This window comes from Psychrobacter sp. APC 3426 (assembly GCF_030408035.1).
In the GTDB taxonomy this organism is placed as follows: Bacteria; Pseudomonadota; Gammaproteobacteria; order Pseudomonadales; family Moraxellaceae; genus Psychrobacter.
Map to the genome: position 1 here is coordinate 1 of NZ_JASDCF010000016.1, position 25,174 is coordinate 25,174.

Annotated in this window: 19 protein-coding genes; 4 read left to right on the top strand and 15 right to left on the bottom strand. The window is 41.0% G+C overall.

Annotation, left to right across the window (positions count from 1 at the left end; genetic code table 11):
* Window positions 1–419: 419 nt before the first annotated feature.
* The 3 genes from QL919_RS08990 to QL919_RS09000 all read right to left on the bottom strand — a co-directional run bounded on the left by QL919_RS08990 (window position 420) and on the right by QL919_RS09000 (window position 4,304).
* Complete coding sequence (locus QL919_RS08990) at window positions 420–998, bottom strand: biliverdin-producing heme oxygenase (RefSeq protein WP_290189210.1); 579 nt, start codon at window positions 996–998, stop codon at window positions 420–422.
* Between the two features lie 142 nt (window positions 999–1,140).
* Window positions 1,141–3,627 carry a TonB-dependent hemoglobin/transferrin/lactoferrin family receptor gene (locus QL919_RS08995; protein ID WP_290189211.1) on the bottom strand — a complete coding sequence of 829 codons (2,487 nt, stop codon included), beginning with the start codon at window positions 3,625–3,627 and terminating at the stop codon, window positions 1,141–1,143.
* A gap of 236 nt (window positions 3,628–3,863) precedes the next feature.
* Window positions 3,864–4,304 (bottom strand): YbaN family protein, encoded by a 441-nt coding sequence (locus QL919_RS09000; RefSeq protein WP_045456021.1) that lies wholly within the window; start codon window positions 4,302–4,304, stop codon window positions 3,864–3,866.
* A 470-nt stretch (window positions 4,305–4,774) separates the two neighbouring features.
* Between QL919_RS09000 and QL919_RS09005 the strand changes: the two genes are divergently transcribed.
* Window positions 4,775–5,122 carry a type II toxin-antitoxin system RelE/ParE family toxin gene (locus QL919_RS09005; protein ID WP_290189212.1) on the top strand — a complete coding sequence of 116 codons (348 nt, stop codon included), beginning with the start codon at window positions 4,775–4,777 and terminating at the stop codon, window positions 5,120–5,122.
* A gap of 1 nt (window position 5,123) precedes the next feature.
* Window positions 5,124–5,426, top strand: a complete 303-nt coding sequence (locus QL919_RS09010; RefSeq protein ID WP_011512377.1) for a helix-turn-helix domain-containing protein — start codon at window positions 5,124–5,126, stop codon at window positions 5,424–5,426.
* A gap of 391 nt (window positions 5,427–5,817) precedes the next feature.
* On the opposite strand, the gene QL919_RS09015 is transcribed toward QL919_RS09010, so the two are convergent.
* From QL919_RS09015 to QL919_RS09040, 6 genes are all read right to left on the bottom strand, one after another.
* On the bottom strand, window positions 5,818–6,435 hold the full coding sequence (locus QL919_RS09015) for a trimeric intracellular cation channel family protein (RefSeq protein ID WP_201542825.1): 618 nt from the start codon (window positions 6,433–6,435) through the stop codon (window positions 5,818–5,820).
* 550 nt (window positions 6,436–6,985) lie between these two features.
* Window positions 6,986–10,267 (bottom strand): DEAD/DEAH box helicase family protein, encoded by a 3,282-nt coding sequence (locus QL919_RS09020; RefSeq protein ID WP_290189213.1) that lies wholly within the window; start codon window positions 10,265–10,267, stop codon window positions 6,986–6,988.
* A gap of 226 nt (window positions 10,268–10,493) precedes the next feature.
* Window positions 10,494–11,216: a hypothetical protein gene (locus tag QL919_RS09025; RefSeq protein ID WP_290189214.1), complete on the bottom strand. Its 723-nt coding sequence runs from the start codon at window positions 11,214–11,216 to the stop codon at window positions 10,494–10,496.
* 167 nt (window positions 11,217–11,383) lie between these two features.
* Window positions 11,384–12,145: a hypothetical protein gene (locus QL919_RS09030; RefSeq protein WP_290189215.1), complete on the bottom strand. Its 762-nt coding sequence runs from the start codon at window positions 12,143–12,145 to the stop codon at window positions 11,384–11,386.
* A gap of 61 nt (window positions 12,146–12,206) precedes the next feature.
* Window positions 12,207–13,553: a restriction endonuclease subunit S gene (locus QL919_RS09035; protein WP_290189216.1), complete on the bottom strand. Its 1,347-nt coding sequence runs from the start codon at window positions 13,551–13,553 to the stop codon at window positions 12,207–12,209.
* On the bottom strand, window positions 13,553–15,913 hold the full coding sequence (locus tag QL919_RS09040) for a class I SAM-dependent DNA methyltransferase (protein WP_290189217.1): 2,361 nt from the start codon (window positions 15,911–15,913) through the stop codon (window positions 13,553–13,555). The genes QL919_RS09035 and QL919_RS09040 overlap by 1 nt, the downstream gene beginning before the upstream one ends.
* A 369-nt stretch (window positions 15,914–16,282) precedes the next feature.
* Between QL919_RS09040 and QL919_RS09045 the strand changes: the two genes are divergently transcribed.
* Window positions 16,283–16,678, top strand: coding sequence for a lysozyme inhibitor LprI family protein (locus QL919_RS09045; RefSeq protein ID WP_290189218.1), 396 nt, complete (start codon window positions 16,283–16,285; stop codon window positions 16,676–16,678).
* Window positions 16,679–17,835: 1,157 nt separating this feature from the next.
* Here the strand turns inward: QL919_RS09045 and QL919_RS09050 are convergent.
* The 5 genes from QL919_RS09050 to QL919_RS09070 all read right to left on the bottom strand — a co-directional run bounded on the left by QL919_RS09050 (window position 17,836) and on the right by QL919_RS09070 (window position 23,517).
* Window positions 17,836–18,570 (bottom strand): HAD family hydrolase, encoded by a 735-nt coding sequence (locus tag QL919_RS09050; protein WP_290189219.1) that lies wholly within the window; start codon window positions 18,568–18,570, stop codon window positions 17,836–17,838.
* Window positions 18,570–19,712: a TIGR03364 family FAD-dependent oxidoreductase gene (locus QL919_RS09055; RefSeq protein ID WP_290189220.1), complete on the bottom strand. Its 1,143-nt coding sequence runs from the start codon at window positions 19,710–19,712 to the stop codon at window positions 18,570–18,572. The genes QL919_RS09050 and QL919_RS09055 overlap by 1 nt, the downstream gene beginning before the upstream one ends.
* Window positions 19,713–19,780: 68 nt before the next feature.
* Window positions 19,781–20,773: an ABC transporter substrate-binding protein gene (locus tag QL919_RS09060; RefSeq protein WP_290189221.1), complete on the bottom strand. Its 993-nt coding sequence runs from the start codon at window positions 20,771–20,773 to the stop codon at window positions 19,781–19,783.
* A 77-nt stretch (window positions 20,774–20,850) separates the two neighbouring features.
* The gene (locus QL919_RS09065; protein WP_290189222.1) at window positions 20,851–22,533 is read right to left on the bottom strand and encodes an ABC transporter permease subunit; all 1,683 of its coding nucleotides are present in this window, start codon (window positions 22,531–22,533) and stop codon (window positions 20,851–20,853) included.
* A gap of 96 nt (window positions 22,534–22,629) precedes the next feature.
* Window positions 22,630–23,517 (bottom strand): ABC transporter ATP-binding protein, encoded by an 888-nt coding sequence (locus QL919_RS09070; RefSeq protein ID WP_290189223.1) that lies wholly within the window; start codon window positions 23,515–23,517, stop codon window positions 22,630–22,632.
* A gap of 186 nt (window positions 23,518–23,703) precedes the next feature.
* Here QL919_RS09070 and QL919_RS09075 point away from each other — a divergent pair, with 186 nt between their 5' ends.
* Window positions 23,704–23,880, top strand: a complete 177-nt coding sequence (locus QL919_RS09075; RefSeq protein ID WP_290189224.1) for a hypothetical protein — start codon at window positions 23,704–23,706, stop codon at window positions 23,878–23,880.
* A 199-nt stretch (window positions 23,881–24,079) separates the two neighbouring features.
* On the opposite strand, the gene QL919_RS09080 is transcribed toward QL919_RS09075, so the two are convergent.
* On the bottom strand, window positions 24,080–24,928 hold the full coding sequence (locus QL919_RS09080) for an SDR family NAD(P)-dependent oxidoreductase (RefSeq protein ID WP_290189225.1): 849 nt from the start codon (window positions 24,926–24,928) through the stop codon (window positions 24,080–24,082).
* Window positions 24,929–25,174 lie beyond the last annotated feature (246 nt).

A 25,174-nucleotide genomic window follows, 5' to 3' on the forward strand; every position in this document is an offset into this window, starting at 1 on the left:
CAGTATCGATAAAGGATTGCATGAGCTGCTTTTGGAAGTCTTTGATGTCATCAAAGCTTTTCATGCTACCAGCCATTTGCTCGGCCAGTTTTTTAATGTCAGATTGAGTAGTCATTGCTTATTCTCCGGTTAGTGGATTATAAGCAGTTACACAGTTTTTAGGAAACTCCCCGATAAAAGAGAGCTAGACCGCCCCAGGATTGACCTATACTTTAACTTCCGTACTATAGCTTTGCTTTTTCTTAGTCATGGCAAACTCCTCATCGAGTCGTTAGTTTACTAAGTTTATTTATACGGTTTCCTCAGCATAGCTCAGTGATTACTCAATATGGCATTAAAAAACCGAACGTCTGCTTTAAGGCGCGTTCGAATTACATTGATGACCATGTATGTCAGCAACCATTCAATCTAAATGACCGTTACACCGTTTCTTCAGCATAATTTACTTGTCGAATGACCCTTTTAAAAAATGCAAAGGCATCTTCAGCTCCTTTTAATGCTTGTTGGCGTTGTGTTAGTGTCAATTCTAAGCCATCTAATTGCTCTTTAAATTTACGCCAATGCACCATTCTGCCATCTTTATGTGCAGATAGGTGTTTTGCACCATGAGTACTTGTAAGTTCAATTTTTTGAGCTTCTTTATATAAAATTGCGGCGCCTAAATTTGAACCTTCAGAGCAATAAAGCCAACCAATAGATTCAAACTCACTTGGACTAGGTATAGCCTCATCGACTAACATAGTCTTAACATGAAGGTCTTGCATGTCCATGGCTACTTGTTCTAAGCGTGATAGACTATTAAGTCCCTTAATCTTAAGGTTTAAGCTGGGATTCTCATAGATAGGTTTCAAAACTTCGTGAAAAGCATTTTGTGCTTGTAAAAATTTACTGTAATTTTCTATAGAGGCAAATGGTTCCATAGATAAAACGAGCATGTCAACACTATCATGTGTTTGGCGGGAGTGCTTTTTTAATGTTTCACTAAGAGGTAAGTTCATCACTGTTTCCTATATTTATTAATTTAAGGGGCGCTCTCCCATTTCATCCTATTTAGTTAGCTTTTTTTAGATTGAGCGCACGCCAAAATATTTTTGGGTTTTTATTGATAGTTTTTTATGTATTTTATCCAAGACATATGGGCTAAAATTCGTAGGTTAACCCTACTTTGTAATTTCTTCCTGGTGCCGTAAATCTTTCAATGCCAACCCCTTGGTCATCTACCATAGAGTTGACGTTTAATTCTGCTAACGAACGCAAGTTATCCCATGGAACATATTTAGCATCAAATAAATTAAACACCCCTGCTGATAGTTTTAAATTAGAACTTAATTTTTTACTCCCATAAACATCATATACATAAGCCGATTTAGACTTATCAATGTGCTTATAAGGAGCAATGACATTTTCATAAGGCATGTTATAACCATTTGATTCTAAGGTAGCTACTTTTGCGTCTTCAGCATGTTTTCTGCCTAAATACCTTAGATTCGCAGACAGTTGCCAATCCTTTTTAGGGGCTTCATAACCTAACCCGAATGTGACATTCAAAGGCTGAGTCGCAAGTAAGTTGGTTCCTTTATCAGTTTTATCTTTGGCATAACTTAAATTAGCAATTACTCGAATATCTCCTTCTAGGTCAGCAAGCTGTCCAACATCCCATACGCCTCCTAAACGCAATCCATAAGTCTCTGCGTCACCAATATTTTGGGCGCTGAGTATATTTATAGAAAGGGGTGAACAAACCGGTTGGCCGGTCGAATAATCTTCATAGCATCGTTGTTGTTCCTCTTGAGAATTCAACAAACTGATAAAGTCACTATATTTAGTATAGAAACCTATAGCTGTAAAACTTAAATCTTGAAACTGGCCAGACAAGCTAAGTTCATGATTGATAGATTTCTCAGGCTTAAGATGAACATTGGGCGTCAAACTGTTTCCCATCATCTCAAATGCTGAATACATTTGGCTGGTAGCGGGTGCCATGAATCCTGTAGATAGCTGATACTGGGTCTGTAAATATGGGCTAAGTTTGTAGTTTATGGAAAACATCCCTCCTATATTGTCCATTTTATTATTGTGATCAAACTTGCCATTCTCATAATCAATACGTACCGGATAATATTTGCTCGCCTTCTCGACGCCTTTTTTATTGATTTCATCCATATAGGGTTTGTAGTTATAATTGTCATACCGAAGTCCAATCGTCGTATCGAGCTTTTCCGTTAAATTTATTTTGTCTTGAATGGCCACATTGAAGATATCTTGCTTCACTGAGGGCCCAATAAAGTCGTACCAAGAACTGGGGTTGCCTGAAGAAGGAATATAAGTTTCTTCTAAGGTCAATCTATGGTCCGTCTTTGCATATTTTGTATTAACTGACAAAGTATGAGAGCCTAGCTTCTCAGTTTCTAACGGTAAGCTTGTTGCCTCTATACTTAGTTGTATGGTTTTGTCCTCTTGAGGCCGATGCATCACTCCATCTACCCTATAAGAGTCAGATCCCCATACTTGGCTATAAGTTTCTGTATTAGCCACTCCTGTAATTTTTTGCTGAGTTAAAGTGGTATTGACCTCATCTATGAACTCACTAGTAATAGGTAGGTATCTATGACTGATGCCATAACTTTCTAATTCTGCAGTATCCTTACCAATTCTTGAAGCAAAAGTCTTTCTGGCAAAGTTATTGGATACTCTATCCGTTTTTTGTTTAGTGGCATGAAAACCTAATCGGTTTTCTTCGTTCAAATGGAGGTATAACTTTGCTAACGTTGCCTCTGTTGTATAACTTAATGGGTCAGGTAATATTGCTGCTGTATTAGATCTGTATCCTGTAGAGGGATATTTATAGTCTGGATCATTGATAAAATCATAGGCAGGATCTAGTTTGTTTTTATCGAAATCTAACATTCGGTGATTTTTTGTTTCATGTCCTTCACGATGCACATAATTAATTATTGCCTCAACCTTATCGTTTTTCCCTGCTAAACCAAAAGCGTTACTAAATTCTTCATTGCTATTGCTATAACCTGTTTTGATATAACCACCAAGTTGACGATCAGGTCTTATTAAATCTTCTGGGTCTTTGGTCTTGAAACTAACAGACCCTCCCATTGCACCACTACCAGAATTAAAAGAGTCCGCCCCGACTTCAAACTCCACCTCTGACAGAAGCTCTACATCGGGTGAAAATCGACCCTCAAACATATATCCATAAGCTGAAAATATTTCATTGACTTGCTTATCTGGCAAGCTAACGCCATCTAAGTTTAAAGCTACCCTATTGCCATCTACCCCTCTGATGGCGTAGCCATTGCTACCATATCTTCCTGCATCTGCCACACTTATATCAGGGTTATAACGGACTAAATCTTTATCACTGTCAATTAGGTTGTCTGATATCGTCTTGGCCATTTTAAGGTCGTCCCCTACATTTATAGGGGGCTGCTTATTAGCATAAACAGTTATCGTGTCCATATGTAACATCGGTAAGTTTTCTTCTTGGTGCTGAGTATCCGCAATGGCTGATTGATACATCAAAGTTCCAACAAGAATACTTAATAGGGTTTTAGACTTACCTTTAAGACTAGGTATATATATCGACTTCTTATAAGTTGAATCCTCGTGCATTCCAAATTTCCTATAGTAAAAATAAGCACAATTTTCTTCACATCAGCCTCGTCGTCAAAGGAAATAATATTAATTGTTAATAACATTGCTGATAGCCTCTTCATATAATAAAACAATATAGTTACATTGTAAATGATAATCATTAACAAATAGGAAAATATATTATCTTAGAGTATTTTACTTTTTGCAAAGGCTTAGCAAGGAGTCAGGAAAACGTCTTGTAATAGTAGGAAAAATTAAGCGTCCGGCAGTCGAGACATCCACACAGTAACAGTGATGCATATTGCGCATGTAACCCAAGCAAGCCACTGCAAACTATCAGAAAATCGGTAAAACAACATACCGCATGACATAGCCATCATTGACCAAGCCAAATATTTTGCCTTACGAGGAATAGCTCGATGCTGCTGCCAGTTCTTTACCATTTCACCGAACACTTTATGTTTGAGAAGCCACTGATTGAATTTATCAGACCCTTTAGCCCAGCATGCTGCCGTTAGTAAAATGAAAGGGGTGGTAGGTAATACTGGAAGAATAATACCGACTAAGCCTATGAAGAAGAAAAAACCGCCTAGCGCCATAAATAATATTCGTATTATGCGGTTATGATGAATTTGGTTGAGCATTACTTTTTTTTGTAAATTCGATGAATTTGTTGAAGGTTGCACATTGTTCATAAGAAAGTAGCTCGATAGTTAAAGAGTAGCAGCCAGTTATTTAGCGAACTGCGAATATTTTTATTAGAGAATAAACTGTATTTGCAGGTAGTTTTTTACAGATTATTGTAAATGATAATCATTCAATTATCAAAATTATGATGTGTTACTACCCCAATCATTCCAATGAATGAGTGTTTTACGATTTATATTGAATATTTTTGATAAAAGTAGGGCAGTATTTTTTTATGTGAACTAATAGATACTTATATTACAGACCTATACTATCAATCCTGTAGAACTTGACTTAGGGGTTTTATTTACGCAGTCTGATAATGAAAGTCAAACCACATTTTTCTTGGCGTTCTATAGGCTAACGATAGAAAATATGGTCGCCACTAAGCATAGGCTGTTAAGAGCCGCTCACTATAATTGCAGAGTGTCTAAATTAGCGGTATAATATAGACTATAATCTATATATTGGTTTTTATATGTGGACTGTCATCACAACAGAGCTGTTCAACCAATGGTTTGATCAGCAAGATGAATCAACGCAAGAAAAAGTACTGGCAGCTTTGGTGGTTTTAGAACAGCAAGGTCCAAGCTTAGGTCGCCCTTTAGTGGATACGGTGTATGATTCAAAGTTTACCAACATGAAAGAGTTGCGTATTCAGCACAGAGGCAAGCCACTCAGAGCCTTTTTTGCCTTTGACCCAAAGCGGCAAGCGATTGTGCTGTGTATTGGTGATAAGGGTAATAAAAAGCGTTTTTATAAAGAAATGCTAGCCACTGCAGACCAGCAGTATGAGTGTCACCTCAGAACTTTAGGAGATCCATAACATGACTAAGACATTACAAGAGATGTTAGCTGAGCGTTCTTTAGATAGCCAAGCGCGTATTAAACAATTGGCAGAGCAACTACTTTTAGAAAACCAGCTGTCTCGTATTCGTGAAGAGTTAGAGATCTCTCAAAAAGAGCTGGCTCAAACCATGGGTATTAAACAGCCTTCATTGTCTGCTATAGAAAATCGCGGCAATGATCTCAAAATATCGACCATGAAAAAATATGTTGAAGCTATGGGTGGCAAGCTTCGTATCGACGTTGAGCTGCCAACAGGGAAGCACATAGGCTTTAATGTGTAATAATAAATTCAAGTGATTCAAGCGCAAATAAGCCACCTTATTATGGGTGGCTTATTTATTACTAAGAATAGGCTAATGTTATTAGGAAAGCACAGTAGCGAGTCCCTTAATTCAAAGGCCTGTTATATATGGTTCCACTATACCGGTCTGTTATAGGTAGTCTGTTAATAGGTTTTTGGAGCTTTTAAGTTGGTTCCGCTGGGGCATACCATACTTACTAAGCCTTAATGAAGCTTGTAAATATGCTAAAAATTAGCTAGATCAGCATCTTTTTGGCGTTAACCACTCAAAAAAAGAGTCAGTATGATGGTAGAAAAATAGAGAGCCTTGAAGGCTCTCTGAAATAACACAGCTTGCTCGTAGACATCATTACAACGGTAGGATCACTATTTTATTTCGCATTCTCTAACAAACGAAATACGGGTAATCGCCACTTTGCTCTAACTGCTACCATACGGATTAAGTAACCAGTAACTAAACTAATAATGACGCTGACATTACCACTAATAGCAAAATGCTGAAGTATCAAATATAAACAAGCAATGACTAAAGAAACTGAAGCGTATAACTCATGATGTAAAACCAATGGGGTTTGGCGACATATTAAATCACGCAGCAATCCACCAAATACACCTGTTGCAATGGCCGCAACTATACAAACACCGTAATGGAGTCCCATGTTAAGCCCTACTTGACAACCAATGATACTAAAGGCCGCTAGTCCTAAAGCATCCAAACGTATGAAAATGCCATTAAATTTAACAACCCATTTAGCCAACCAAGTCGTTATAAGACCAGCCACACAAACGATTAATAAATATTTAGGATGTTCTACCCAAGTTAAGGGGTAGTTACCAAGTAGGATATCTCTGACACTACCACCGCCTATCGCTGTTACACTCGCGATAAGCATAACCCCAAACCAATCCATATTTTGTCGTCCCGCGCTTAGTGCCCCCGTCATTGCCTCTGCTGTAATACCAATAATGTAAACTATACTCAAAAGCATGGAATACTCACCTTAAATCTATCTGATAGTGTAAATAAAGGGGGATTTTAGAGATAAAGCTGGTGTATTACGAATGATAATTTGAATCGTTTTGAAAACATCGAGTATCAATCTATTCTAGTAACAGGAAAACAAAAAAATGCAACGTTATTGTCATTATTTGGTTTCAGTATCAGAGTCGGGCAGGAATGTACGAATAATAAAGCGAGAGGCCTTCCTAAATTTTGTGTAAGTAGTAATGCAAGCTAAATGTCAGTTACACAGAACCTAGGACACTCTCGAAGCATGTTGTATAACTGAGGATTATTATAACGTGCCTCTAGAGCTGTCTTTTGACCCATTGTGTATGATGATCTTTTTGTTTCTACCTGCTTTAGAATATTATTAGAATTCCTTTTCATACTAAGGCTTGCAAGCTCTGCTGCAGTTGAAGTAATGAGAGCACTTTTTCTCAAAAACATCTCGGAAGCTTGCGCTAAAGACAAAAGCAGGTGTTAATCGTCCACTTTTGTCTTTAGCGCGCTCTATATTCTTATCACGCAAAGATCGCTTAAGCACCCAACTTCGTATCAAGCATCAGCCTAATAAACTTCTTGAACTGACTAGGATTAGACAATAAGTGCATAGTCATGCCCTCATACGCCTCTTGGCTCTCAAATAGCGCATCCATTGCTGCATCAGGATAGCCGCCTAACATGATCTGATCCGTACTATTATTACTAAACTGTTTTACCACAATCTCATTTTCTGTGACTTTATCCCAAATGGTATTTTGAAAATTAACCATGTCGTTCTCGGTAAAGTCCTCGCCAGCAAACACCTCGTTTAAGCGCTCAATGATCTGCGATAAGAATGCTTCTTTGATATCTTTAGGGGTTGCCGTACCAGCACCGCCGCCAGCTTCCAACTCACCACTACCCTCTTGTAGTTTCAAGTCTTGCTGGTATAGCTTTGAGACGCGGTAATGGCTCATGACAATATTACTCAGATCAACGTTATCTTCGTTGTCCACACTTTCACGCAATAGCGGCTGTAGGTTACGCGCATATAGGCTAAGCTTCTCTAGCTCTTTATCGTCATAGTCCACGATTTGTGACATAAACTCGTATTGACGGGTGAATGTACCTAAGTCCTTTTTAAAGATCTCCAGCGCATCTTGATCGGCCTTGAAACCTTTGTAGTCATTTTCGGCATTGGTCATCAGCACCACATCGCCCGTGGCTTTGGTCCGCTCAAGCATCACCTTGGCATGCTCCGCTTGTTCACGTGCCAGCTTATAACGCTTCTGCCAACGCTCGACCGCAGGCTTGCAGATATTACTGATGGCAGCGTTAGACTTATTCTTGCTGTAGAACGCTTCAACAAACTGTTCTACCTCATTCCATAAGAAGATGCCACTGGCGCGTAGCTTCTCATACAGGTCATACACTTGATCTGGGTCTGATACATCCGCTAAGGTTGCCGTCTCATAGTACGGCTGGAAGGCATCTAAAATATCTTGCGGGTCATTAAAGAAGTCGAGTACAAAGGTGCCACTCTCCGCCTTGCCCTTATAGGTACGGTTAAGCCTTGAGAGGGTCTGTACGCAGTCCACGCCCGTTAGCTTCTTATCAACATACATGGCACACAGTTTCGGCTGGTCAAAGCCTGTCTGGAACTTATTAGCCACCAGCATCACTTGATAGTCATCGCTATCAAAAGCTTTACGCAGATCACGGCCTTTGAGACCAATGTTCATATTGTGCTCAGTGAACTTTTCACCAAGCAATGCGCCGCTGTCAGGGTCATTATCATTGAAAGTGACTTCCCCTGAGAACGCGACCATGGCATTAATATTTCTATAACCGTACTCAGCGATATAGTTATCAAACGCGAGCTTATAGCGTACCGCTTCTTTACGCGAGCCTGTCACCACCATCGCCTTAGCTTGTCCGCCGAGTAAACCTTTAATATTGTCGTTAAAATGCTCAATGATGATTTTTACTTTCTGCGCGATATTGTGTTCATGGAGGCGCACCCAGTTATTGAGCTTAATCTTGGCGCGGCGAGCATCGACCTCATCATCTTCGGCGGCCAGCTTCTGCTTAAGCTGATAGACCACTTTATAGTTGGTGTAGTTTTTAAGGACATCTAAGATAAAACCCTCTTCAATCGCTTGGCGCATCGAATAGACATGATAAGCGGCTGGCAGGTTATCGCTAGCAGCTGGCAAGTCAGGATTGGGCAAGCGTCCAAACAGCTCGATGGTTTTTGGTTTAGGCGTGGCGGTGAAGGCATAGTAGCTGAGATTAGGACTGCTACGGCGGGCAGCAAGCGTGGCGTCTAATATGTCCTCGCTAGATAGCGGCGCGTCATCATCTGCATTACTCTCTATATCACCAGAGATAAGCACTTCTTTAAGCTGGCGAGCGGTTGAGCCAGTCTGTGATGAATGCGCTTCATCGGCAATGATGGCGTAACGGCGTGATTTTAGAACGCTTGAATCTTCAATGGCTTTGAGTACAAATGGGAAGGTTTGAATGGTGACGATAATAATCGGCTGCGATTTTACCAGCGCGGCCGCAAGCTGCTCAGACTTTGAGCCATCACCCTCTTTTCGATTAATTTTGCCCACCACGCCATCGGCATGTTCAAACTGATAGATAGTATCTTGCAGCTGATCATCGAGCACCGTACGATCAGTAATGACAATGACGGAGTGAAACTGCTTATCGCCGTCACTGTTGTATAAGGTGGATAGCTGATGGGCAGTCCATGCGATAGAGTTAGATTTACCCGAACCCGCGCTGTGTTGAATGAGGTACTTTTGACCTGCGCCCTCAGTAATAGCGGCATCGACTAACTTGGTGACCACATCCCACTGATGATAACGCGGAAACATCATGGTCTCTTTTTTGGACTTACGGCCAATGGCATCTTCTTCCTCTTCGATCTGCAAGTGCATAAAGTGGCCAAGGATGGCCAGCAAGTTATCAGGCGTCAGTACTTCATTCCATAGATAGTCAGTGGCATATTGGCTGATATCGTCAGGGGTATCATTACCCGCGCCGCCGTCACTGGTGCCTTTGTTAAACGGTAAGAAGTAAGTGCTATCGCCTGCTAGCCTAGTCGTCATATAGACTTCATACTGACTGACCGCGAAGTGCACCAATGCGCCACGCTTAAACGTCAGTAGCGGCTCAGGTTTTTTAGTATCAGGGTCTTTTGGTAGGCGTGTGCGCTTATACTGAGTAATCGCATTTTGTACCGCTTGTTTAAATTCCGACTTTAGCTCCATCGTGGTGACGGGCAAGCCATTGACGAATAGCACGATATCGATACGGTTACGCTTAGCGACCTTGCCATTAGCGTCAGCGCCGTCTTTAAGACTGGTATAAGGGCTATACACTACCTCAGGGACGACACGGCAGATATTGGCTTCATAGCGCGCCATGGTCTCAGGATTGAGGTTGTGCTCAGGCTTGAACTGGCAAAGTGAGAAGCGCGCGTTACGAATCTTTAGACCATGACGCAATACGCCCAATGTGCCATAAGTGCGCGAGGCTCTATCGGTGGCGTTTATGTCCGCTTTATTAAGCTGCTTTACCAGTGCTTCAATAAAGTGGCGTTCGCTATCAACGGGAAAGGTACGACAAAACTTCTCCCACTCCTGCGGCTGGGTGATCTGCACAAAGTTTAGCGCGTCTTGCTCATACAGCGCAGTCTGTGCCGTATAGTTGCTAGGTGTACCCAATTGCCAGCCTTGCGTTTGCATTTGTGTGATGATGTCGGCTTGGAAAGTAGTCTCAAAGGTGACGTTATGTGCGTTGATAGCAGTACTGGTCTGGGTCATAGCATAGTTCTTATTATTGATTTATTTGTGTAGAGGGTTTTTTAAGCACCGAACTTTTAGATAAGCCTCGTCAATACGGTATTTAATTTTGACTAAGTTGTTGATTAGGATTCATCTTACTTTTAGCCTATATCTTATGGTGCATGACAGGCACTCTACAAGGCTTTAGCCTAGCAAAAAACCTGACAAAATTACAATGCTAGGCTAAAGCCGCAGCCTACGCAAACTAAGGCTCAGCACAAACCTTAGTCAAACTCTCACCAAACACTATTTTATTCAGTTGTTGCCGATAGATATAGGTTTTTTCAGAGTCGGCATGATAGACCTGATCATTGACGCAATTGCCAAAGCCAAAAGTAATCAAGTCAATTTTGGCATACTTGGCAGGATTACTGGCTTTCTCATCTTGATAACGGGACATGGCATAGCTATTTGTTAACGCGCGTTTTTCAACCAGCTGCTGCCATTTATCCTGTACGGCGGTTTCGTTACGAAAAAAGGGTTCGATGTATTGCTTGCACATCAATGGACTCTGCCGCATAGCTTGTATGGGTTCTAAATAAGCCAAAATAGTTAGCTTATTGTGTTTATACTCTCCACCAATAGACTTAATGAGCTGTTGCTTATAGCGCTGTGCTTCGGGTACCACGTCAAGTCGTTCAACATTATGCTTAACTTGTTTATATTCTTCAGTCAGCGTTTCTAGGTCGGTCATAGATAGCGTATCTAAATCATCAATATCCATCGGTGGAAAAAAGCTATTTAGATTTGAGCTATTTAAATGGTCGAAGACAAAATGTGAGTTTTCGATTTGCTTAGCGCTATACTTTGTATTATCAAACTCGCCTCGGTTATCGCATAGCTCATCTTGCCACTGATAGACTTCGGCTTGGGCGCTAGTGGTAACCGCTATTGCGCCTAATAAAGCTGCTACGGTAAACTTTTTCACCCTATTATTCCTTTTATTGTTTTCTGTATTTATTTTAACGGCTTTTAGGCGCTTGCCAGCCACGAATATCAATCTTACCCGTGACAGCAGCAGATATTAGAGCGGTGCGGCATACTTGCACGAGTTGGGCGGTTTATTCCGCTTCATTAAAAAACTTAATCCAAGTTTTACGGCTCATCGCACATCTGCTTAAAGCTTTTACCAAACAAGGTTTTATTGAGCTTTTGCTGATTACTAAACACTTCATCAGAGTCAGCATGATAGACCTGCTCATTGACGCAATTACCAAAACCAAAAGTAACCAAGTTTATCTTGGCGTACTTAGTAGGGTTGCTGGCTTTTTCTTCCTGATAGCGCTTGGTAGCCAAACTGCGGTAATACTTACCACCATCGTCTGTGATATCTGCTTGTTCTTGAATTTGCTCTTCAACAAACTGCTTCCATCTATTTTGCACAGCCGTTTCATTCTTTAATAACGGCTCAATATAAGTTTTACACATTTGCGGGCTTTGCTTGAGTGCCTCACTGGGATTCAGATATCCCAAAATCGTCAATTTATTTTGTTTATATTCGCCGTCAATAGATTTGACCAACTCTTGCTTATAACCTTTTGCGTCAGGCACCACATCAAGTCGTTCAATATTATTCTTAACTTTTATATATTCTTCAGTAAGCTTATCTAAGTCTTTCATCGATAACTTGTCTAGCGCGTCAATATCCATCGGTGGAAAAAAGCTATCTAGATTTGATCTTGTTAAGCTCTCTAGCACAAAATATGAGTTTTCGATTTGCTTAGCAGTATATTTATTACTGTCAAAGTCACCCTGCATACTGCAAAAATCATCTTCCCATTTATAGGTCTGTGCTTGGGCGATGGTGGTCACGGCCATTGATGCCAATAGAGCTGCTACGGTAACTGCTTTCATCATATAACTCCTTTTATTGATTTTCTTTTATCAAACGCAATATGCGCTTAATCTCTATTTACAGCTACTCAGACGCCCGCCAGCCCCGCACATCAATCTTACCCGTAACAGCAGCAGATATTAAAGCAGTGCGGCGTTCTTGCATAAGTTGAATAGCTTGTTCTGCGTTAGCGATTAACTTAGCATAACTATTTGTCTGAATATCAAGGTATGTAGATATTTTCTCTTGCTCATCTAATGGAGGTGAAGCAACGAATGTGTTCTTTATATCTTCAGCATGAATATTTTGGTTAACGCCACCATGAATATTTTGCTTAACTGCTAACTGAAAAGAATCAGCAATAAACATAAATCTGAGATAGTTTGTATTAAAAAACTTAGGTAAGAACCTGAATCTTATTAAATAAGATGCGTAGGCAATATCTTCTTTTACTTCAGGTATTACTCCGAAAGATCCTGCACCACCAGTACGCGCAAAAACCACATCACCTTCCTTTAAAAGATAGTTATTCAATGATGCAGATTTAGGAACCTTCGGACTATCATTGGTATCTATTTTACCTAAGTCCCTAAGGTCAGTAATTCTTAATAGCTTGGTTCCGTCATCAACATAAGAGTCGGATGTATAGTATCCTTGCCTATGTTCAAGTAAATAACGCCTGACTGTTGCAACCTTCCAACCCTGAGGCACTTCCCCAAGCCACTCAACACCCGAATCTTTCATCGGCGCATCAGGATTTAAGCCTTTGGTCACTGCATGACTGATCACGGCTTGGCGCTTTTCTTTTAACAGTTGGATAAGGGTTTGCTGTTTTTCGATGAGGGTATCGATTTGGGCGGTTTCGTGGTCTAGGAAGTTAGCGATTTTGATATCAATTTTTGTAGCAGGCAAAGGAATTGGAAAGTTATTTATATTTTCCTGCGTCATGGTAGGCATTCCACTGCCAGTATTACTTACTTCAATTTTTGCTTTAATTAAAGAAGAATTAAACAAATAGCTCAGGAATCTAGAATCTATACTAGATTTCTTTATTAACACCATTTGTGGATTAATTGTCATAGGTTCTCCAACCTCTCTAACAATTGTTGATTTTCCAAAAGTAGAACCAGTTTTAACTAGTAAAATATCATTCTCTTCCACCATAATCTCAGGAGACTCAAAATACTTAGCCCAGCTTAGATAAGATTTTTTCTCTAAAGAAAACTGGTCATCATGTACATTAGAAGGACTTAAGACTATAGCTCCTTGTCCTTCATTAACTATGTCATCAACTGTATAACCACGAAATCCAATCCTACCAACTATAGAAGCTACAAACTTCAAATGAGTAACGCCCCAATCTTTAGGAATCTCTCCCAACCATTCAACCCCAGAATCCTTATATTCTGCATACTGTTGATACTTCGCCATTATGAATGCACCTCACCCAATAACTGCATAATCTCGCTACTGACCGCATCCAAGTCTGCATCAATCTCAGCTAGCGCGCGCGGTGGCTCATACACATAGAAGTGACGGTTAAAAGGTATCTCAAAACCCACGATGCCAATCTCTTCATCTATGGCATCTGTCTTATCAGCATTGATCCATGCATCAGGCACATGTGGCTGTACTTCACGGGCGAAGTAGCTTTCAATCAACTCAGTGGTGGTCATCTCAGGATTGAGCGGTACGTTTTCATAATCACGTAGATCGCTGTCTGTTTGGAATTCGACAATTTTGGCCTTGCTGGCAGGATCGGTATAGCTAAATGCTCCATAGAGTGGACTAGCGGTTTTGACTACCTTTTTGATGACGGGTTCTGCTTCAGGGTTTTTCCAAGTGATCGCATCTAGTAGTTGTTTCTTTTCTTTAGCATCCAAATTCACATCAGCATTTTTTAACGCTTGTTTGAGCACTTTTTCAAACTCATTGAAGTCATCGAATTGATTTTCACCAATCACCGCTTGCAAGGCTTTGGCTTTATTCATGATCTCAAGCTGATCTCGCCATACTTTAGAGTCAAGCACGTCTTTGATTTGCTTTTCTTTTAGCTCTGAGAAGTCGGCCTTAATCATCGCGCGTGCTTCTAAGGTGACCGCTGACAGGTCACCATAGTTGTCAGTCGTCCAATTACCACCAAAGGCGTCATATAACGCTGGCATGACCATATCGAATGGTTTAGGCGCATAACGTAGCGTTTCTATCGCATCATCAGACAGCTGGGCAGACAGACGTAACGGCCGCTCGATGGTGATACGGCGATAGCCAAACTCATGGGTGGCAAATATCTTACTGGCAAAGGTTTTGGCTGGCTCAGTCTTAGGATTAGCAGACTGACGGCCACGGTTAGACTTCACCTCTTCAGGCTTATCGAGCAGACGTGCGTCAACCACTTCAAAGTCACCAAAGCTACGAATAATGGTCTTGATATCGTCATCGCTCATCTCATTGCGCTTTGAGCCAAGTGACTTACGCATCTTGCTGTATAGGTTACTACCATCGATCAGTTGCACCTTGCCGCGGCGCTCATCTGCTTTCTTATTGCTAAGTACCCAGACATAGGTCGCGATACCCGTGTTATAGAACATATCAGTCGGCAGTGCGATGATAGCTTCTAGTAAATCGGCCTCAAGGATATAACGGCGAATCTCACTCTCGCCACTACCTGCGCCGCCTGTGAATAGCGGTGATCCATTTAAAATAATACCGATACGGCTGCCTTGATTGCTATTTTGAATGCTGCTGCTATCTGTAGCTTTATCATCACCAGTAATCGGACGCATCTTGCTCAGTAAGTGCATCAGGAATAATAGCGAACCATCAGACACGCGCGGCAAGCCCGCGCCAAAGCGACCGTCAAAACCTTTTTGTTCGTGTTCGTCTTTAATCTCGCCTGATATCTTTTTCCAGTCCACCCCAAACGGCGGATTCGACAGCATATAATCAAACTGCTCACCTGCCAGCTGATCACTGGATAAGGTATTGCCCAGCTTAATATTATTCACCTCTTGCCCTTTGATCAGCATATCGGCTTTACAGATGGCATAAGACTCAGGGTTTAGCTCTTGGCCATAGGTACGCATCACCGCGTCAGGGTTTAGCTCTAGTACGTATTCCATACCTGAGGATAGGAAGCCGCCCGTACCTGCTGTGGGGTCATAAATGGTGCGAATGATGCCATCTTTGGTCAGCGCGTCATCATCTTCCATAAATACCAGCGAGGTAGTTAAGCGCACGATATCGCGCGGCGTAAAATGCTCCCCTGCGGTTTCGTTAGAGCTCTCAGCAAAGCGGCGGATCAACTCTTCAAACACAAAGCCCATTTCATGGTTAGAGATAGCGTCAGGGCTTAGATCGGTATTGGCGAATTTCTGCACCACTTTATACAGTAAATTAGCATCGGCGAGCTGCCCGACAAACTCTTCAAATTTAAAGTGCTCAAATATCTCACGCGCGTCTTTAGAGAAAGATTGCACGTAGGTATTAAGGTTATCCTTGATATCGCTTTGACCCATCTTGCTGAGATCCATCGGCGAGGTATTGTAGAACGGGCGCTTGCTGGCACGTATCAAGAACTTCTCTTGTGCTTCTTCAGGCAGACTCATATCAGCGATGCGCTGGTTTTCTGCGACGACGCTTGCTTTGGTATCTTCTAATACGCACTCTAGGCGGCGCAATAGCGTAAAGGGCAGAATGACACGGCCGTATTGAGATTGCTTAAAGTCACCGCGCAATAGATCAGCGACAGACCAGATGAAAGCCGCTGTTTGAGAGAAGTTTTTGGTCATGGAGTTGTCTTATTGTTTGTTGAGCAAGGATGTGAGTTGTAGATCGTCTATCAGAGATGAGGTGATAGCCATCTTAGATAAAATATGTCCATCATAAGGGTATTCGACATTACTCGGCAAGTCTGAATGTGAGATTTATGGGTATAGTAATATATTTCATTGTATAAGATTCGACGTACTACCTGTGTTTAGCAATTCAACCCCATGCAATCAAAGTGCAAGTTGTTTTTAGTATCAGTAGATAGCAGGAAACGAAAACTTAAGAATAGGGTAATTTTGAAGTCACCACTCAAAGATAAAATTAATTGACTGTTTTGATTACTGACAATGATACAATTAATCAAATTTTATCGAGTTAGAGGTTTGCACATGCGGTTATATGCAGGTTTGGTTAATATAGGTATTGGAGTTAGTTTGCTGGTAGGTGCTATCGGTAATGTTAGCGCTGCACCTATCGAATTTTGCGATGGTGAATATACAACCATTGATTTGAATAACTGTACCAGTAAGAACTTAGATTATGAGGACAGTAAACTTAACAGTACATACAAAACGCTAAGAGGTATGCTCGATAGAACCGAAAAAGACAGCCTCAAGCAAGCTCAGTTAGCATGGATTGATTTTAGGGATAAATCCTGCAATTTTACCTCCCGTGAGTTGGTAGGCGGTAGTATGCACGCTATTGAATACACCTCGTGCTTAACGAATTACACTTATCAGAGGCGTATTGAGCTGCAAAAAGAGATTTATAATATCCAAAGATAGAATCACCCCAGCCAGCCACAAAAAAATGCTTAACTTAGTACAGCATTATTTGGACACGTGCAGTCACTAGCAATTCGACCCTATGCAAAAAAGTATCAAATAGAAAAAATTATTAGTGGTTGGCTTGCACGTTGAGCATAATCTTTGTAACCAAAATTGCTTTGCACAAACAGCAAAAAAATGTCTTAGCGATAAAAAAATGTTGTACATATTGCTGTGCACACAATAATATTAATAACCAAAAGCCTTTATAATAAAGGCTTTTGGCCTAAAGATCGAAGCGTGGTGGGCGCACCAATCATTGTATTTAGACATAACCTCGCATTACCTCAAACCCTCCAAACCCCTTATACATATACATAGTTGTCTTTATTGATTACTTGTTATTACCTGCTAGCACCTCTACAATGTTGTTAAATAAGTTGTTAAATAATATACAACGTCATTTTTTTGCGGTTAATTATGCAGTGAGGTTGTTGTTAAAAATATAATATTAGTTCACACGTATTATTTGAAACTATAAGCCAATGCTATGTTTGCTTAGATGATGTGAGCTGTGAATATTGTGGAAGTGCCTGCCCAATTGAAGTACCTGCTGATATCGCTTATATGCGGGCAAAAGAGAGTTGGTTTTGTGCAGTATGTGAGCATGCCATAGTGACTTGATTAGCAAGTGAATAATCAAAGCTACTATAAGCTAAAAAACTGATATTTTTAGCTTACACAATCAACTCCTTTCACTTAAAATTTTGATCTTGTACTAAATCGCTTCGGCGCACTAGCAGCCCTTTTAGGATTTATCATTGTGTGCTTATTAGGTTTTAAAAAGCAAGCTAGTGCTAAAGTTAACTGATGAATATGCTTTTAGTAAAATTACTTTATGGATCAAGTAGTAATTTCTTAGATGCTCATAGCTTTGTTAACGAGGGTTTTCGATTCTTAGTGTGATGAATAAATATCGATAATGATTAGATATAGGTAGTAGCAGAAAAGGATGCTGACGCTATATACGGCATATTGTCAGCACCTTTTTTGGGTTTGAAAAATTACTCAGGTGAGTTTGTCAAAATTGGGGCTTGAAGCTGAGATGAATGTCACCAATATTTTATTACTCGAAGGTTTACTTAGATGATGTGCTGAATATTGGGGCTTGATGGTTAAATCAACTGAGCCAAATCAGTTAATTTATCCAATACGATATCTGGTGAATACTTTTCAAGCTGTACTTTGGTTTGCGCGCCAGTCAAAACGCCGATACATAAGCCACAATCAGCATTTCTACCTTCTTCAATATCGATACCACTATCCCCTGCTTTTAAAACTTGCTGTGCATTTTCAATACTAAATTTGTTCATGGCAAGCGTAATCATATCTGGCGCAGGTCGACCATTAGACACATCATCAGCTGTAATTAGTGCATCAATCTCGCGACCTACTGACCACCCTAGAATAGTTAATATCTTATTGGCAGTCTTTGCGTCATAGCCCGTATTTAAAACCACTGTTCTACCACTGGCTTTTAGCTTATCAAACAACGTCAATACCCCCTCAAACGCAGCTAAGGTATCTTTTGTATAAGCTGTAGCCAAACTGGTTTTAAAGACAGAAAACGCTGTGTTTGTCAGCTGTTTAACCTCAATATTAGGCATATCTAACTGGTTAAGTATGTCATTAATGGCTTGGCGTTTTTCTTTACCAGCCCCAAACACTAAGCAAATATCCAGATCTACTTGTTTATCAAGTTTACCTGCATCAGCGAGTACCTGGTTAATAGCATCCTGCACTGTTTTGTAAACCAAATTGTCTTCATTGACAGTCGTGCCTGCCATATCAAAAACGCATAGTTTGATATGATTGAATTGTTCTTTAATACTATTAATATCTGTACTCATTATTTTGACTCCAATACTAAATGAATTAACTCTTCACCAAATGCAAATCCTGTTGAAGCACCTGTACCGCCAGTCACCGATCCGATAACCACGCCTTTTTCTGGAGACGCTGTGAACACCACATCATCACCGCTGGGATAAACCCCTAACCAATGCTGCACGATATCAATCTCACCAACATCCATCACTTGATGGAATTCGTTAATGATTAAATCATCAACTCGCACATCTCTAAATGGCAACTCCCTATCGCTATAATCATGGCTATCACCGATAATGAGAGAGCCGTCAGCAGATTGCACCACAATCAGATGGACACCTGCTTTGCGCTCTGCTGACTGGATATCGTCTAATAAATTGATTAATCCTCTTGCTTCAGGTAACTGTGCAAACCCATCGTAGCGAGCAAAGCTTAAATCCGACATCACCGCTGCATTTAATTTAAAGGCTTTTTTGGGCATTACACGCATCATATTGAGCGTGCAAATTTTGGCCTTAGCCTGCGCCAAGGTATCTGGATATAAACTGTGCAAATCGCTACCAGGGCAAACAACACAATGCTCTGTATGAAGCATACCGCGACTGGTATGAACCATAGGTAGCTCGATAGAATGCACAGTGGTTTTATTATAAAAATCCACCCCATGTGTTTGGTGTAACCAATTTGCTAATTTACTAATAGCGGTCTTTGATTCAACTCTAAGCTCATGAGGACTATATAACACTCCCAAGCCCTCTTTAAGGTAAGAAGTATTTTTTGCTATTTCAGATTGAGTCAGCAATCGACAAGACGCGCCCATCTCTGTCTGTAAAAACGCCTCAGCCACGTCCATCGCTTCTGGACGCTGAATAAGCATATGCAAGCCGCTATGCTCCACATCGATACCCGCTTGCGGCGCAATATCTGCCCACACGTTACGGGAGTGCATCGCACGTTGCCAATGCGCGCCGCTTTGTTGGCCACTGACGGTAACAAAACCAAAGTTGCGTACTGATGCATCTTTATTCTGCGACTCCCGCTCTACCAGTGCCACACTCAGTCCTTTTTTTACTGCGGCATAGGCGCTGGCAAGACCTATGATGCCGCCACCGACGATTACCACATCGTATTTTTTTTCAGATAGCTTTTTTATTGATTCCATTGCGACTTTCTCTATTTTTAATAACGTGATCTTAAATTTTAATATTCAGCGAGCACTGTTTATAACGCTTATAGCTTTTGGCCATGAAAAAATGCCCTGTGCTTATCTAATAACTCAGCGGTAAGCGGCTCTGCATAGGTTTTTACATTTTTGATTTGGTTCTCAGATGCAACAATCTCACCGTCATAGATGATGTTCGGGTATACCTCTAGCAGCTGTGGTCGTGCATGTTTGACGATGATTTCAGCCATCTTCATCGCATTCTGATTGGTTTTGTCGCCTTTATCGATGACAGCGACTGATTCACTCAGCGTATAATTACCTTCGCTTGGATCGATGTAATCAATGGGCAGCCCTTCTGCTTTATTAACGACGGCTTGATGGCGCATGCCAAAACCAATGGGCACCTCACCTGCCATGACCTTTTTTAATGGACCTGATCCTGATAACTCTAAATTTGGCCCGGCATTTTCGCGAATATGATTCATAAGCGTTTGTCCTTCGGCATCCATGCCATACGTGGCCGTGATGTTTTGCACAAATAACCAACCAGTAGACGAGCCATTGGGATCAACCATAGCAATTTTGTTTTGGTAGATAGGCTTTGCCAAATCTTTGGCGCTGGTTGGTCTAGGCAGATTTTGCGCGGCCATCTCTTTGGTATTTAAAATAATTGCCCCAGTAAAGCTTAAGATGGGTGCATAGTAGCTAGGTACTGCGACTTGGGGATTGACCTCAAAGCTGACATCCTTAAACATCGAATGCTTTGCCTGCGCGCTCTCTAAATAAAACGAGCTCATGGTGACCAAGTCTGCCTCTGTGTTTTTACCTTCCGCCAATAAACGGCCACCAAGCTCACCGGTGCCAAAGGATTGGAAGATATATTGACCTTCATAGCCCGCTTGATCTAATACTTCTTGGATGACTTCTACCGCTTCTTCGTCGGCGTTACTATAGATGATGACCTCCTCTGCGCTATTGCCCTCTGAAGAAGCTGAGCTACAGCCAGTCAAAATCATGCCGCACGTGAGACCTATTATTAGCGTTTTGAATGAGAGCATTTTTTATCCTATCGATTTTGTTGAGTTTTAATGATTAAAGTCTTATTTGTATGGTCGATAACGATCAGTTGATCTGCTCAAGCTGTCGTTGGCACAACAAGTGTCTCGTCTTTTACTTTAGTGGTACCGTAAAGGCGTTTGCTATGTAAATGACGAATAATGGCAAACAGTATCAACGCGCAGATATTGGTCAGCAATATCATCAGCGATAAGATAAAAATCTCATCAAAACGCGCAAAATGCTGTAACTCTACGATTTTAGTGGTAAGCACCATGGTTTTGGCACCAGAGATAAAGATAACCGCGCTAATCGTTACCATGGCACTGATAAAGTAGAAGGACGCCACCTCGATTAAGGCAAACAATGAATTGGGAATCACAATGCGCCGCAGTGTAGTAAACCATGAATCACCTAATAAACTCGCCGTCGTCTCCCAGCCTAAGTTCATTTTAGCCAGTGCGTTTTTACTCATTAGATAAGGTGTGGCGAAGTAGTGAATGATGTTACTTATCACGATAATAAAAATGGTATTGGCGACAGCAGAGCCTGAAAACATCATGAGATAAGCAATACCCACGACCATCCCTGGTACCGTGTTGGTCACCAACGCTGAGCTCTGGATACTGAATTTACCGATTCTGAATAAACCAGAGCGCTCGCACAACAATGCTGAAAAGTAAGTGATTAAGGTACCAAAGATAGCTGTCAATACTGCTACGATCAGTGAATTTCTATAGACCCGCATTAGGTTGGCGGACTCTAAGACCTTGCTGACTGTTTCTGTGCTGAACTGCATTTGATAAGGCCACGTCTTGATCCACGGAATGATAAATATCACCGCAAAGACCATCAGTAAGCAAAATAAGATAGCGCTCGACAATACCGCTAAGACTCGGTCTTTGGTTTTAGAAGTAGGAAGGTCGATATTTTCAACTGAATCGTAGCGGATATTAAAGCGCGCGACATACCATAGTATGGCAATGCTTAGTACCGATGGAATGAGCATGAACAGTGCGACCACCGCCCCTTTCTCAAACGAAGGAGAGGCGCCTAATATTTGTGTATAAAGTTCAATAGCGATGACTTTATATTGCCCACCAATAGACGCTGGAATACCAAAATTCGTAAAGGCTAAAAAGAAACATTGAACCATTGCCGCCGCAAAAGTACCAATCAACGGGCGAATGACCGTCATGTCAAACTGGCGCAAAGACGAATCTCCCATTAATTCTGAGACGATAACGAATTTTTTGTCTAAATATTGAAAGGTATTGTTGAGTAATAAAAAGGCGATGGGTAAGGTATAAATCGTATAGCCAAGCCACATTCCTTGGAAGCCGTATATATGTTCAAACAGCTGAAAGCCGAGTATTTGCGTCAATAAACCTTGCTTGCCAAAGGTATAAATAATAGCAAAGCCATAGGTCACTGTTGGCAATAACATAGGCAATAAGGCGGCGACTTTAATGACCTTTTTAAAGCCGTTCGGTAAGTTGGTCCAGTGCACGGTATAAGCTAAGATGAAAGCGAGCATGGTGGCGCTCAGAGCACTTACCGTCGCCACAAAAAAACTATTAAACATCACCTGTTTAAAGCTATCACTACTTGCGATACTTTTATAGTTATCTAAGCCAATACCATCGCCGACATTTAATGATAACGCCAGCATTTTACCTAAGGGTACAAACAGAAAAGCGATGAATAAAATCGTCACAAATAGCCAAATGGCTTTTGCTTGGGGTGGATTACTAAGCTTCATAAACGTCCAAAACAATCAAATGGTCAGGTTTTTACTGAGAGACATCTATAGTCAGTATCTCAGTTGCCGATTCAGTCACTGTAAGCTTCTACAAAATCAGCCTTTCACAGTATCTTTTGACTTTTGCTTATCATGGACAGTGATGGCTTTAGAATCAGCATGACGGGGGCTAATATCGGCCTCATACTGTCCATAGTTTTGGGCTTGAGTGTATTTACTTAGCGGATCAGCTTCAGATATACCGTTGGCAAATAAACTTAAGATATTGCGACGTTTGATATTGAGCTGGTTAAGAATGAAGTTGGTGACGAAATCATTAGCAGGATTGTGTATGATTTCAGCGGGTTCAGCGAATTGCGCCACTTTGCCATCTGATAGCAGTAAGATGCGATCAGATAACGTCATCGCCTCTTCTGGGTCATGGGTGACTATTAAAGTAGTCAGCTGATAGCGCACGGCAATCTCACGAATACGCTCTTTGACGGTTTCCTTAATCACCCCATCTAATGCCGACAAAGGCTCATCTAACAATAATATTTTGGGTTTCATGACCAGCGTACGTGCCAGCGCAACACGTTGCTTTTGACCGCCTGATAGCTGATGAATGCGCTTATTTAGATGCGCCTTAATATCGAGTAAATCGATCAATTCATCGACTTCTTGTTGTGTACTGACACTAGGATTGTTACGCAGACCGTATTCGATGTTTTGTTTGACATTGAGATTGGGAAATAAGGCATAATCCTGAAAGACAATATTAAAGCCTCTTTGTCTCATAGAGACGCGGGTAATATCTTCACCGTTATAGGCAATTCGGCCACCATTGATATTAGTTAAACCTAGAATCATATGCAATAAAGTGGTCTTACCACAGCCGGATGGCCCTAAGATTGAGACTATCTCACCCTTATTAATTTTGAGTGAAAGATCCTCGAATATCACCTTATCATCATATTTCTTTGTAACGTGTCTTAGCTCTAACATATCCACTCACCTAATCGCTTATGATTAAAATTTAATTATTTATCTTGGATAGGTCAGCAGTGTATCTGTCAGTTATGACATTTCGATGAAAAAATAAAGGTTAGACAACCTTATGTCGCTAAAACGTTCAAAAAAGTGAACCACCCCGGGATTATTAGAGACTGAGCTTTCTTAGAGAACAAGACGATGAAAGCACGAAACTACACACCTGATATTAAAGAGCGCACCATTCGTATGCTGATGGCAGCAGCAAACAACTACCTTACATGGACAGCCGGCCAAGTCATCTATGGCTGGGGAGTTTTTAATCGTTGCTCGCGACCGTTACATCGAAAAAGGGAGGTGCATCAAAAAGCATGCTGATTAAAAAATTGAATAAATTTTAGGGTGGTGTGTCAAAAAGTATGCTGATCAAAATTTGAACAATTTTTGAAGCTTTAAAAGCCATATATAATCAGAGAACTTAGCATAGACTTCTTATTGACTTTTAGCGCCAGCATACTTTTTAGAACACCACCAAATTATTTTTAGGATGACGTTACTGGTGCAGCTTTTGTCGCTATTATGAAATCGACTGCAATACTGTCTGAGTTTGGCGTTCAAGCTCTGCAATAGCTTCTTTATTTAGAGCGTCTGCATGCGGTTGTCCGAACTCCCCTCTTGCGTCACCATGGACGCCATCTTTAATGTCATTATCAAAATATTTACCAGTATCGTCAGCGAACTCATCCGAGATGGCAAGTTCAGTTAGGATGTTCGCTCCTTTATCCGCTGGTGACCAATGTTGCCCATAAGCTTCATCGACCATTTTTGTATTGAGTAGCGAGCCTGGATTGACAGCGATTACATTGATGTCATCTGCCGCGACTGTGTCGGCTAAATCCATACTCCACATCGTTAGTGCCAGCTTACTTTGAGCGTAGGCATCTTTATCAGCGAGACGGTCTTGTCCTGCAAATGCCTTATATAATATGGGAGCTTGAGCCGCTGAGCTTAGGTTTACGATACGAGCTTTATTAGACTTTTTAAGCAGTGGTAACAAGGCGTTGGTTAACTCGTAAGGCGCTAGATAATTGACCACGAAGCGTACGTCCAATCCGTCTTTGGTCGTTGGCGATGCGGTGGTATAAATCCCTGCATTATTGATAAGCACATCAAGCTTTGGCAGCTTTTCGTTCACTTCTGCTGCCATCTTGAGTACATCGGTTAGATCAGAAAAATCAGCCACAAACCCGTCGATATTATCTACTGCTGCGCCTGTCGCTACCGCTTTGACTTCTGCAATGACACTGGCAAGTTTGTCGGCATTTCTACCATGCAAGTACATTTGATGCCCAGCTTCTGCCAGTTTTAAAGCCGTCAATTTGCCAATGCCATCAGTGCTGCCAGTAATTAAAATAGTCTTAGTCATGAGCTGTCCTTATTGTTTGAGTTGTTAGTTAAGCTACTGTTTAAATTTTGGATGTGTGTTCTATTTTATCCATCGTAATAGCGCCCATTGTAATGAAAGTGTTGTGATTCAAACAGTGGCTATACCCGAAAACACTTTCAATATTATTTTGAAAGTGGCTGATTTTTAAGCGGTTACTTAAGCTATTATTTGTTATATTTAAGACAATAAAATAACCAATCAAACCATTCTATTTAGTTTTAGATA

Excerpts from the sequence above, each read along its gene's own strand:
- QL919_RS09080 (WP_290189225.1), bottom strand. The coding sequence starts at position 24,928 with ATGACTAAGACTATTTTAATTACTGGCAGCACTGATGGCATTGGCAAA.
- QL919_RS09030 (WP_290189215.1), bottom strand. The coding sequence starts at position 12,145 with ATGATGAAAGCAGTTACCGTAGCAGCTCTATTGGCATCAATGGCCGTG.
- QL919_RS09040 (WP_290189217.1), bottom strand. The coding sequence starts at position 15,913 with ATGACCAAAAACTTCTCTCAAACAGCGGCTTTCATCTGGTCTGTCGCT.
- QL919_RS09000 (WP_045456021.1), bottom strand. The coding sequence starts at position 4,304 with ATGAACAATGTGCAACCTTCAACAAATTCATCGAATTTACAAAAAAAA.
- QL919_RS08995 (WP_290189211.1), bottom strand. The coding sequence starts at position 3,627 with ATGCACGAGGATTCAACTTATAAGAAGTCGATATATATACCTAGTCTT.
- QL919_RS09060 (WP_290189221.1), bottom strand. The coding sequence starts at position 20,773 with ATGCTCTCATTCAAAACGCTAATAATAGGTCTCACGTGCGGCATGATT.
- QL919_RS09005 (WP_290189212.1), top strand. The coding sequence starts at position 4,775 with ATGTGGACTGTCATCACAACAGAGCTGTTCAACCAATGGTTTGATCAG.
- QL919_RS09065 (WP_290189222.1), bottom strand. The coding sequence starts at position 22,533 with ATGAAGCTTAGTAATCCACCCCAAGCAAAAGCCATTTGGCTATTTGTG.
- QL919_RS09045 (WP_290189218.1), top strand. The coding sequence starts at position 16,283 with ATGCGGTTATATGCAGGTTTGGTTAATATAGGTATTGGAGTTAGTTTG.
- QL919_RS09035 (WP_290189216.1), bottom strand. The coding sequence starts at position 13,553 with ATGGCGAAGTATCAACAGTATGCAGAATATAAGGATTCTGGGGTTGAA.
- QL919_RS09015 (WP_201542825.1), bottom strand. The coding sequence starts at position 6,435 with ATGCTTTTGAGTATAGTTTACATTATTGGTATTACAGCAGAGGCAATG.
- QL919_RS09075 (WP_290189224.1), top strand. The coding sequence starts at position 23,704 with ATGAAAGCACGAAACTACACACCTGATATTAAAGAGCGCACCATTCGT.
- QL919_RS09020 (WP_290189213.1), bottom strand. The coding sequence starts at position 10,267 with ATGACCCAGACCAGTACTGCTATCAACGCACATAACGTCACCTTTGAG.
- QL919_RS08990 (WP_290189210.1), bottom strand. The coding sequence starts at position 998 with ATGAACTTACCTCTTAGTGAAACATTAAAAAAGCACTCCCGCCAAACA.
- QL919_RS09055 (WP_290189220.1), bottom strand. The coding sequence starts at position 19,712 with ATGGAATCAATAAAAAAGCTATCTGAAAAAAAATACGATGTGGTAATC.
- QL919_RS09050 (WP_290189219.1), bottom strand. The coding sequence starts at position 18,570 with ATGAGTACAGATATTAATAGTATTAAAGAACAATTCAATCATATCAAA.
- QL919_RS09070 (WP_290189223.1), bottom strand. The coding sequence starts at position 23,517 with ATGTTAGAGCTAAGACACGTTACAAAGAAATATGATGATAAGGTGATA.
- QL919_RS09010 (WP_011512377.1), top strand. The coding sequence starts at position 5,124 with ATGACTAAGACATTACAAGAGATGTTAGCTGAGCGTTCTTTAGATAGC.